Raw genomic sequence first — 10,723 nt, forward strand, 5'->3', positions numbered from 1 at the left:
ACTGAGCCCCGATATAATTCTGCACACCCGGAACGACGTATATTTTCCCTTCCTTCAACGCACGAAGTGCAACCTCTACGACTCTTTCCGGCGTATCTTTCTTTCCGACAGAGGCTTCTTCCGTTCCTACAACATTAAAGAAGCTGGTGTCCGTCGAACCGGGACAAAGTGCGAAGAATTTCACGCCGCGGTCGCGATTTTCCCACCATAACGCTTGAGTAAACGATAAGACGAAAGCTTTCGTCGCCCCATATACTGCCATAAAGGGCAGCGGTTGAAATCCGGCGGTTGAAGCCACATTAATAACTGCTCCTGAGTTATTGCGCAACATGTTTGGCAAGAACAAGTGAGTCATATCTACAACAGCAGCGACATTGAGCATCACTTCTTCATGTTGTCGCTCACCTGACACTTGCTCGAACAAACCATGTGTAGCAAAGCCTGCATTATTGATTAGCAGTTCGATATCCACTTTCAAAAGTTCACATTGCCGATATAACTCGCTGGGTGCGCCCTCTTTCGCAAGATCCATAGAGATAACCTCGGCTTTGATGCCATACTTCTTTCTAAGCTCATCTGCCAGGCTCTCAAGCTTACTCGTTGATCGAGCCACAAGTACCAAGTGGCTGCCTTGTTTGGCTAGTTGTCTCGCGAATTGTTCTCCAATACCGGAAGAAGCTCCCGTGACGAGCGACCATTTTCCTTGAACTTTCATAGTGCTACTCTCCTTTTCGATACTATGTTATAATAATGAAACACTGTTACCAATTGGTTAAAAAAAACCTTGATTCCCAAGAGATTAAGAGTCGTCATATATTCGGTAACAGTGTTTCTGATTAATTTCATTGTAACCAAGCTTTTAAAGAAAGTCAATACGATCTTTGAACATCCCATGTCTCATTGACAACTACCCATCAACTGTATAAAATTTTTGATAAGAAATTATGAAACTTTGTTTCCTGACGAAAACATGATAACTGAAGGAAGATGAATGATGAGCGACCAGGATAACTCCGTTAATACGAACACACGAGTGTTGAAAACCTACCAAGAGGCTCGCTTACAAAATATTGAAAATCTCCGTAAGCTTGTTGTTGATGCTGCGGCAACGCTCTTGCAAGAAGAGGGCCCAGAAGCCGTTACGGTGCGTAAAGTAGCGCAGAAAATGGATTGCTCGACAAAAATCATTTATAGCTTATTTGTCAATAAAGAAGGCTTGGCTCAGCAGCTCTATCTAGAAGGTTGTAAGCTTCTCGCTAACGAATTCGAGAGGACGCCGCAAGCAGCTGATCCGGCGCAGCATTTGCTGAATCTAGGCGAAACCTTTTGGCAATTCGGGCAGCGTTACTCCAGCTATTATAAGCTGATGTTCGGAGGAGCCTTCGCAGATTTCAAACCGGACGAGGAAAGTATGCATGGCACCGTAACAGCCATGCGGCAATTATTGACCGTGGTCAGCAATGCGCAAGAGCGAGGACTGATTCCCGGCCAGTATGACACGGAATCCGTTGTAAGTATCGTCTGGGCCTCGCTCCATGGCGTTATTCATCTTTACATGGGTGGACACTTAGGAGATGTACAATCGGCCTATGCGGTATACAAACAAACGTTGTCTTTAATTTCCAGATCATTGTTGCCAGATCATAACGCCTAATGCTGGATCCTGCTCTGATTGACAAGTTACACTGCAATTCCCGGTAGAGCTGAGCATCACAATTGAGTTGACTATTATACACTGGTGACTTTTAACGGTAGATTCAAATGTTGTGTTCCTCCGTAAACGTCAAATAACCCCCAACTTTGAAAGATGGGGGCTATTTGACGTTTACCCAGATACTACTATGTATTAGAAGTTTATAAACGAAATGATATCTCACTTGTATTTTTCTATTGTCCACCGCAAGCGGCAGTCCACGAGGGCTGAACTCCTGACGCATCGCTACCAGTGATGCGCGCTCCCGCAGTGGTTAGTTACACTGCCCTTTATTCCGTCTTTCCGAGTTCTCCTCGAATACATCCTTCGCAACTTGAATTGCAGATGCGGCGCGCGGCCACCCGGCATAAAACGCTAGATGGGTCAACGCTTCGATCAGTTCTTCTTCGGTCAAACCGTTCTCTTTTGCTAAGCGGAGATGATAAGGAAGCTGCCCAGTAAGTCCTCCGGTGACTAGCACTGATATCGTAAGGAGACTACGTTCCCGAAGCGATAATTGTTCTCTTCTCCAAACGTCCTCGAAGAGCACTTCTTCCGAATAGCGCACGAAAGTAGGGGCAATATTCCCAAACGATTCACGGGCGTTTGATACAATTTTTCGATGCTTCATTCTTATGCCTCCCCCTTGTTGTTCGATCATTTGTGCAACGCCGTTACCGAATGTCCAGTCCTCGAATTCTGTATCGACCAGTACGACGAATACGTCTTCTTTCCTCATGTTAAGCGTATTTGATAATAGTTCGGCTAACTTTCCGTAAAAGCTTATTTTCTGCTCGGTGCTTCTTCCGGATTTGAGCGTGATTTGAATATAAAGCAGCCCGTCACTTCGCTCTATGTCTAAGTAATTCCGACTATAATAAAACTCGCTTGCTTTGTGTGAATGGAATACTTGAAAGTAATCGTCTTCCGGCACATTGAAATGCTGAATTAGAGCGCTCATAATCGCACGGCTTATCATGGGCAGTTGCTGTGTCCCATATTGATTTTCCATGTAGCTTACTCTGATGAATGGCATTTTTATATCACTCCTTCAGCGAGATACCCTTATTGTACTTCCTGCTTCTTTATTTGTATAATTGAATAAAATGATATTTTAATTCAATTAATTAGATGGAGATAATACCATGGACTTAAAAGAACTAACTACGTTTCAAACCATTATTCAAGAAGGAAACTTCACCAAAGCGGCAGTGAAATTGAATTACGCGCAGTCTACGATTACAAATCAAGTCCAGCGACTGGAGAGGGAATTGGGCATCCAGCTATTCAAGCGAGGATGGGATGCGGAGTTAACGACTTCTGGACAAATTTTTGCCGCGGAAATTGACAAGCTCATTGGGCACTGGAACCATGTAACTGCGCAAGCGAAAGCTTTGCAAAGAGAGGAGATCGGCTCCCTGCATGTCGGAGGGCTAGAATCGATGATAGAGCATGTGCTACCCAACTCACTTCGGCGATTCCGGGAACATAAACCAAAAGTATCGTGTCACTTTGTCAATGGGAACACGGACTCCCTGTCACGCGCGGTGCTCCAGAATCAATTGGACTTTGCCATATGCGGAGAGCCTGCCGATCCTTCTTCTTTTCGCTTCGAACCGTTATATAACGAGAATATCTCCTTTATTGTAGCGAACAATCATCCCTTGGCCGAAAGAAATGGAATAATACCCTTTGAAGAACTGCTTAACTATCCGATGATCGTTGGAGGAAATACCTGCTTGTATTATCTGAGGTTATCTAAGCAATATTCCCATTACACCGAAACTCCTTTTCTATATACGGTTAGTCAAATCTCTGCTATTCCCGGGTTCGTTCAGCGAATTCCTTCCGTTGGAGCCGTTCTCGATTCCACGGCGTTACCACCGAATGTCATGAAAATACACGTCGAACTCAAGGATTCATCTATCCCGGTCGGCCTGCTGCAATTACGCAACACGGAGTATACTTCATCATCCAAAAATCTTTTAATGCAATATGTAAAAGAGGAACTGCAGCGAATCTAAGCGTATTGATCTAAAGCTTTTGGAAAACCCCGGGGGGCGCCTCCTACGGGGGACTCCACCAAAGACAAAAAAACACGCCTCACTTGGCGTGTATAAATTTTGTTTTTTTGTGGATCCTTACTACTCAGCCCCGCTGCCCGCCGAGGCAGCTTCTCGCATAGCCGAAAGCGCTTCGTCTAATGAATCAACGCCGCCACTGGCACTTCCCAGTGCAGTACTGGCCATTTCCGCGCTATACGCCCACCAGCGCACACGTACATTTCCCGGCTCCGAAGTTTGCTGTACCTTCACCCCAATGCGGAACGTGCCTTTTTGTGGATAGGCAATCGTACCGATCTTCACTTCTGGCGCATCGGGTTCAAACTCGCTGCCTTTGAACACATCGGAGACTCCGCCGTATACGCGATCCCCGCTGGATAGCATTTCGGAGAAAGCCTCGCCGCTGCTCTCTTCCAAACTAGTGATGATCAGCACGTTGCCCTCGCCAAGTCCGTGTGCGATTTCGCCAGAGAAGAAGCTTTTGGTCGCTCTCCCAAATGGGGACACAGCAATCTTCGTAAAAGGCTCGATCGGAATGTCCACGACACCGCTCAGCATCCCCGCAATGCCGCTCCCGCCGCCTGCTGGAATGCTTAAATCGAAAGAAAGCTCGCTAATCGCTTTATTGAAGTTAACCTTGAACTCAGGAGGCTGTCCGGGCGCCAAGGTTTTCACTTTGGACTTCGTTACGAACTGACCGGATGTTTCTTCGCGGTACTCATTCGCTTTACCGAGCCTGTACATGACCGAAGAATTGTACACATATTCGCCAAATGGCACCTGCTCGACACTTTCAATGACATAGGTTGGTCCCACTTGGACAAGACATATTTTAGCCAAATAAATACAAGGCTCGGACGGAGCTTCTAAAGAAGCCTCCAAAGATTGTTTCACGAAGTCGGACATCAACCGTTCCCGCACGGATTCGCCAATAATCTGCAGTTCGCCAACAGCTTGAGTCTGCAGCTCCAACTGCCTGTCATCCAGCTTCAAAACGGCCGTACTCACCTGCACGCCAATCGTACCCTTCACGGAAGTCGTACTATCCGCTCGCAAAAGCACCTTCATTTCATACTCGCTCTCTTGCCCATCCTGCGGCTCTTGGAACACAATCGTTGCTCCTTCAATCGCCTCTACGCGTTCAGCAGCCAGCTCATATTGAAAGGACAGTCTGCCGGCCTTTAGAGTCTTCTCGAAGCGCAGCTTCATTTCGAAGAGCTGACCCGGGTTCACATAACGAGGTGTTGTTTGAAGCACGCGCACCCCAGAATCTTGATAAAGAACGACTGTCTGATCGGACAGATTTGCCAAGGGCAGTGAGGCTGGATCTGGCGCATCTTCCCGGATAAACAAGCGGTAGCTTTCCAGCACACGATTATAGTCATTAATTTCGTCGGAACGAATAGAAGAATTAGCGACCGCGTGAACGGGTTCTTTTTCCTTTTCGTCATAGGCAATACATAGGTATACGTTCTTGGCGTACTGATTATTGCTGAAACCGTCCATCATCGCTAGCTTCAACGTCATCGGAGAAGGCACGACAATTTCCCGGCCAAGCGCGTCGATCGCAGCTCCCATCTCTACAGAAACTGACTTTTCATCGACCGCGACAACCTGCAGACCCGTAAGTACGCCCGAACCATGCAGCAAACGGTTCATCATTCTGCGCTTATCGTTGAAATACTTTTGCTCAGATTCGAAATCCCTTACTGTCAGCAGCTTTCCATAGAAATACCGATTGCGCTCAAACGGGTAATAGCGTGTTTTTTTCATAAGTATCCCCTCACCTTCCAAGGCTCATTTCGTTTATTCGATTTCGGAATCCAATTCCAAGCGAGTATGTATGTCCATTCGTTTATCGCGATCTACGTCAATCAGCACCGTATTGTAAGGCATCGACGAACGCTGATCTAGTGTTAACAAGGTAGGCTCAGATAAGTAAGTATTAATGCCCAGATATGTATGCATGTCCGCGTACATCCACGGTTGTAGAACGATTAATTTGCCTTCGGTATAGGCTGGTTTTTGGTCTTCGATGATTTGCTCGATGGTTAGCCGTTGTGCATCTGTCTGTACGAATTCAGGCTTTAACATGATGCAGAAGCAATAAGGATTATCCCCATATAACTGGGCAAAAAGCTGCCGCAGCTCCGACGTCTCCTGCATTTGTTTAAACTGAAAATATTCCAGCAAAAACGGTTCTGACCCTGTGTAAATCTTAAGCATGTTCATCATGCCCTCGCGAGTTCCCCGCAATTTGTAAAGCTCAGGGGCCTGTTTGATCAGTAGTCTTAGCTTCGTCTCGCCCCATGCCTCATGATCCGTGATAGCCAACCAGCGGCCTAACCATTCCAGATAAGTGCCGGATACCGCATCCGGATCGAAATGAGAGGAAATACGGTCTATTTTATCCTCCATATCGTCAAAGAAGGTGCTGAACATCGCCAGAAACCGCTCCAGGAAAGGGCTATGCTCCTCGTCCTGTTGATAAATCGGCGGCAAATAGGCAATCAGTGACGTTCTCGGGAAGTAGACCCGAAGCTTTCGGATGTAAGGTGATTTTTGCTCGCTGCCAATCAGCTCGATTTTGAACCATAGATAACGGCCTCTGGCATTCATCAGAAGAGCATCCTTCGGATTCAGGATGGGCTCCGACCATAAGTCACGCGTCGCAGCCAGCTTATCTCGAATCGAAATGCCTGGATCCGTCAAATAGCCCGTATAATTTACGTATTCGCCATCAATGAATCCTTCGCTTTCATCCGATGTAAAATAGGAAAAGCGAACCTGCGTTTCCTCCGGAATATCGGCTTCTAAACGAATCTTATGCCACTGTGTCTCCGTTTCCGTCGTATCCAGCTCAGCCGAGAAATAGATGGCCTCCGGAAGCTGAGTCCCCTCAAGCAGCATCGTACGCGCACGAAGATCAAGCAGGCTAATCTGACCACTTATCCGATCAAAGACATACAACCGGTTGCGCCCATCATGCAGCAATGTATCCGTTCGTCCTCGGAAGCTAGTAACTTTATCAAACTGCTCCCCATTTTCGCGAAACTTTAGAATAAACCGCTCCGTTACTCCTTCTTGCTGTGCGTATCCGCTGTCCCCTATGTAGATATTATGATTCGTATCAATGGAAATACCGGCAAAGCGCCCTTCCTGCTCCAGCTTAAAATGAAACGGCTCCCGACCATCTTCATGGAACACCGTTACCGTTCTGAGCTGTGCATCCAATAGAACTAATTTACCACCCGCAGCAGCGGTGTAATAACGCCCTCGAAGTGCAGCAATTTCAGCCGTTTCTTCCAGACGGTGTGCTTCATGCTCATACACATGTACCACTTCACCTGCCGCGTTCCACTGTATAATGCCAATCCGGCCGCCCTTAGGAACTTCGGGACTTCCATTCATACCAATCGCAATGTCCAAAGGGACCGCCGCGTAAAGCAAATTCGCCGTTGTAATTCTCGTATTAACCGAGAGAGGAAATAATTCAAGACCTTCCCAATCATGGATAGCCCACATCGTCTGTCCATTGGAAATCGAATACACCGCAAGTCTTCTTTCGCTCTCCGTGTGGGCATCAGCTATCACCAAAAGATCTGACATAGAAGCTAGCATCGCTTGATGGCTAAACAACTGATGACCCTGGCGAAATAACGACTCCCGATGACGACTTTCATCATCATAAATCCACACATTTGAAGCCTCGTCTAGCAAAAATAGCTTCCGACCTGGACCGACCGTCATCTCTTGAATAGGATGAATGCCTTCCAGCTCGTCTGTGCGAACGATGCGATGGATGCTGTATTTTTCTGTCTGCTGAATCGAAAATCCTTCGTTCTGCATATGAATATTGGCTTCATATCCTTGTTCCCAGTCAAGCGGTTTATTAAGTGAGAAAAACGTTTGTCCATCCTGCATCGTTCGACACCTCTTTTCCTAAATAAGGACTTATAAATCCGTCTGACTAATGGTTTCCACTTCATGATCACCGGAATAGACCAAGGCATAAGGCGGGATATGAATGTCGCCAGCGCCATCCTTGTGGAAGCCTGTGCCCTCGGCATCTATCCAAATGTCCTGCACATAGACAACACCTTTAATCCGGGAAATAACGCCATAAATATCTCCCTTATACACGGTCCGTCCAAAACGCCAGCCTTCTGAGCCTTGTCCATGATCCATCGGCTGTAGTAACAGTCTGAGCTCTTGCATAATTCGGCGCTGTTCATCTTTGTGCTTGGGCTCCATCACCACGACAGCGTGAACCGTTATTTTAATATATTCGGCGGGAATCACGTGTAGTTCTGTGGTCAAAAGACGATGCCGATCTAGATGCTGCTTGATCGTCTGCAAGAAGCCCTTGCCAGCTTTCGGCTTATCGCTCTCGCTATAAGGGACGACCACGACGGTCATCTGTGCGGGCGCTTTGACCTTCGGATAATCCCGCATGCCCAGCTTGTACAGCGGGATTGCCTTTACGCGCGCGACACGCAGACCGGGCGTCGCCTTCGCGATCGCCTCGTAGTCCTCGCCAGTCACGGCCCGCGTCGGCTTCTCGAGTTCGCGCCGCACGCGAAGTTTCGCCTGCGTGAGCGTCTCCGCTTCGAGGCCGCCTCGCGCGGGGAACGGATTCGTCACACGCACGCCTTTGGTATTCGTGAAGCCGGTCACGAGGCCATCCTTCACGTTGCCTCGCACACCCCCGCCCGCTTGCAGCGCCAGGAACCGAATGTTCGGTTCCACGGACTTGGGCGGAGTGAGACCCGCTTCGTTATTGCCGAAGCGGATCGTTCCTGCTGCATCGTCGTAGACGTAATGCCTGTCCGTGGACTTCGAATTATCGAAGTCGTCCACGGACTGCCAGTCGTCCCAAACGACGTCACTCTCTCCGCGTGGCCGGTAGCCAACCTGCAGCAGCATGCTGCTGGGCTTATACATCCGGCCACGGCTGATTTCAAAGGTCTGCCCGGGCAGACCTCTGCTGCCCCCGACAAAACGGCCATAGTCAAACTCGGCCGTGTAAGCAATGAGCCGTACCCGCTGCGAACCCTGCGGCGGGATACGCCCGTTCACCCCGTCGCCGAAACGCAGACGGGTGGTGCGCAGAGCCGAGTCCTGCTGCAGCTGGCAGCAGAGATCATCCGGCTCACAGTCCTCGAGCTCCGCGACGATGTGCCAGTCGCGCCAGTGCCCTTGCTCGTCCTGAACCTGCACAGTGTGCATGCCGTTGTAAGCGAGATACGAGCTTACCTCGAAGCTCTGATCAGGCTCTCCCGAGCTGTCAAAAGCAGTGACTTCGCTGAAGGTTTCCTGCTCAGCGGCTTTCACCGCATTGAGACTAACCTTCTCAATCTTCGGAGACAGCTCATAGCCGTCCTCCTCGAGTGTACAGCAAACCCAAAATCGGCTGCGATCATCCGCAGGGTAAAGAGCAATCGGCTTCATCTCCGACGTGATCTGAAACCTGAGCTCGCCGCTTTGCGACAGATGAACCGTTGAGTCGCTGATCTGTTCGATAGGCAGCCAGCTTTCGCTTTGCCCCTGCTGCCCGGCACCCGCGAATGTCCAAGCCACCTTAGCAGACGATATCATCGGCGTTGTCCCATCTTCACGGTGACCCACCCTTACCGGATAGCGGTCAAATAACTTAAAGAAGATCGAAATCTCCGTTTGCTCAAGCAGCGCTCTATCGAAACCGAGATACAAATGCGCGCCCTTACGCGCTTCAGGTCCAAAAGCATAATAAGCAATCTTAGCGTGATTATTGGATGTAAAATCACCAGCCGCCGTCTCCGTACGGACCAGCACTTTCTCAAGCTCGGAAGGAACGAGATTCACCGTATCTAGTGTCTCAAACCGCTGATCCATCGCATGCAGCGGTGTCCCCTTGGGGAGCACAAGCTGCTGCTGTAATCCTGCAAACGCCACATCACAAACCGCAGATACGGCTTCACGAGGGCTAATCCCAAGCAGCTTCAGAAACTTCCGCTCACTGCGCTCCGTCACCCGGTTTAAGTAATACTGCTGCATCTCCGTCATCCATGACATCAATTCCAGCAGCGTAATCCCCGGGTCATGTTCATTCTCATCCGTCCACTCCGGAAAAAGCTTCGGTATCGACTTCCGAGCCTCCTGCACCATCTGTTCAAACATACGATCATCCAAGTTAGGTATCGGCAGCACTTGTGCTCACCTCCTTCGATTGTTACTAACTCCCACCAACATTCATCCATCATCAATCTGCTACTCTAACGATGAAAACCATCGCTATCCCGCTAACTAGCTTATTTATTTCTACTTTAGCGATGTGAAATATCCTTAAAGTTGCTCGACTTTCCCTCGCAACCACTATTCAGCTACTCTAACGATATAAAACATCGCTAATCCACCAACTAGCCCATTTATTCCTACTTTAGCGATGTAAAACATCGTTATAGTTCCTCGATTCTCTCTCGCAACCACTATTCAGCTACTTTAAATATATAAATCATCGCTATCCCGCCAACTAGCCCATTTTTTCCGAATTTAGCGATGTAAAACATCGTTATAGTTGCTCGACTCTCTCTCCCAACCACTATTCAGCTACTTTAACGATATAAAACATCGCTAACCCACCAACTAGCTCATTTATTCCTACTTTAGCGATGTAAACATAGTTAAAGTTGCTCGACTCTCACTCGCAACCACTAATCAGCTACTTTAACGATATAAAACATCGCTAACCCACCAACTAGCCCATTTATCCCTACTTTAGCGATGTAAAACATCGTTAAAGTTGCTCGACTCTCACTCGCAACCACTAATCAGCTACTTTAACGACATAAAACATCGCTAACCCACCAACTAGCCCATTTATCCCTACTTTAGCGATGTAAAACATCGTTAAAGTTGCTCGACTCTCTCTCTCAACCACCAATTAGCTAATTTAACGATGAAAAACATCGCTAACCCACCAACTAGC

7 protein-coding genes and 1 pseudogene are annotated in these 10,723 nt (G+C 48.1%); 2 read left to right on the top strand and 6 right to left on the bottom strand.

All coding sequences use genetic code 11. The features are described 5' to 3' along the window. Window positions 1-715 (bottom strand): SDR family NAD(P)-dependent oxidoreductase (locus tag GC102_RS07220; RefSeq protein ID WP_171688874.1); only part of this gene is annotated, 715 nt, incomplete at its 3' end. Window positions 716-994: 279 nt separating this feature from the next. Between GC102_RS07220 and GC102_RS07225 the strand changes: the two genes are divergently transcribed. Continuing rightward, on the top strand, window positions 995-1,654 hold the full coding sequence (locus tag GC102_RS07225; RefSeq protein WP_171688878.1) for a TetR/AcrR family transcriptional regulator: 660 nt from the start codon (window positions 995-997) through the stop codon (window positions 1,652-1,654). A gap of 313 nt (window positions 1,655-1,967) precedes the next feature. Here the strand turns inward: GC102_RS07225 and GC102_RS07230 are convergent, their stop codons facing one another. Continuing rightward, window positions 1,968-2,324 carry a carboxymuconolactone decarboxylase family protein gene (locus GC102_RS07230; protein ID WP_171688879.1) on the bottom strand — a complete coding sequence of 119 codons (357 nt, stop codon included), beginning with the start codon at window positions 2,322-2,324 and terminating at the stop codon, window positions 1,968-1,970. A gap of 24 nt (window positions 2,325-2,348) precedes the next feature. Beyond that, a pseudogene (locus GC102_RS07235) lies at window positions 2,349-2,729 on the bottom strand (tautomerase family protein); the annotation flags it as partial. Between the two features lie 109 nt (window positions 2,730-2,838). Between GC102_RS07235 and GC102_RS07240 the strand changes: the two are divergent. After that, the gene (locus GC102_RS07240) at window positions 2,839-3,717 is read left to right on the top strand and encodes a LysR family transcriptional regulator (protein ID WP_171688875.1); all 879 of its coding nucleotides are present in this window, start codon (window positions 2,839-2,841) and stop codon (window positions 3,715-3,717) included. 120 nt (window positions 3,718-3,837) lie between these two features. Here the strand turns inward: GC102_RS07240 and GC102_RS07245 are convergent, their stop codons facing one another. The 3 genes from GC102_RS07245 to GC102_RS07255 are packed head-to-tail and all read right to left on the bottom strand — an operon-like array spanning window position 3,838 to window position 9,945. Then, window positions 3,838-5,529, bottom strand: a complete 1,692-nt coding sequence (locus tag GC102_RS07245; protein WP_171688876.1) for a hypothetical protein — start codon at window positions 5,527-5,529, stop codon at window positions 3,838-3,840. A 33-nt stretch (window positions 5,530-5,562) separates the two neighbouring features. Then, entirely contained in the window at window positions 5,563-7,680 is a 2,118-nt protein-coding gene (locus tag GC102_RS07250) for a phage tail protein (protein ID WP_171642323.1), read from the bottom strand. Window positions 7,681-7,710: 30 nt separating this feature from the next. Then, window positions 7,711-9,945 (bottom strand): putative baseplate assembly protein, encoded by a 2,235-nt coding sequence (locus tag GC102_RS07255; RefSeq protein ID WP_171688877.1) that lies wholly within the window; start codon window positions 9,943-9,945, stop codon window positions 7,711-7,713. Window positions 9,946-10,723: the final 778 nt, after the last annotated feature.

It is taken from the genome of Paenibacillus germinis, from assembly GCF_013141785.1.
Lineage (GTDB): Bacteria > Bacillota > Bacilli > Paenibacillales > NBRC-103111 > Paenibacillus_E > Paenibacillus_E phytorum.

Coding starts and splice junctions, on each gene's coding strand:
- GC102_RS07225 (WP_171688878.1), top strand. CDS start 995: ATGAGCGACCAGGATAACTCCGTTAATACGAACACACGAGTGTTGAAA.
- GC102_RS07230 (WP_171688879.1), bottom strand. CDS start 2,324: ATGAAGCATCGAAAAATTGTATCAAACGCCCGTGAATCGTTTGGGAAT.
- GC102_RS07240 (WP_171688875.1), top strand. CDS start 2,839: ATGGACTTAAAAGAACTAACTACGTTTCAAACCATTATTCAAGAAGGA.
- GC102_RS07245 (WP_171688876.1), bottom strand. CDS start 5,529: ATGAAAAAAACACGCTATTACCCGTTTGAGCGCAATCGGTATTTCTAT.
- GC102_RS07250 (WP_171642323.1), bottom strand. CDS start 7,680: ATGCAGGATGGACAAACGTTTTTCTCACTTAATAAACCGCTTGACTGG.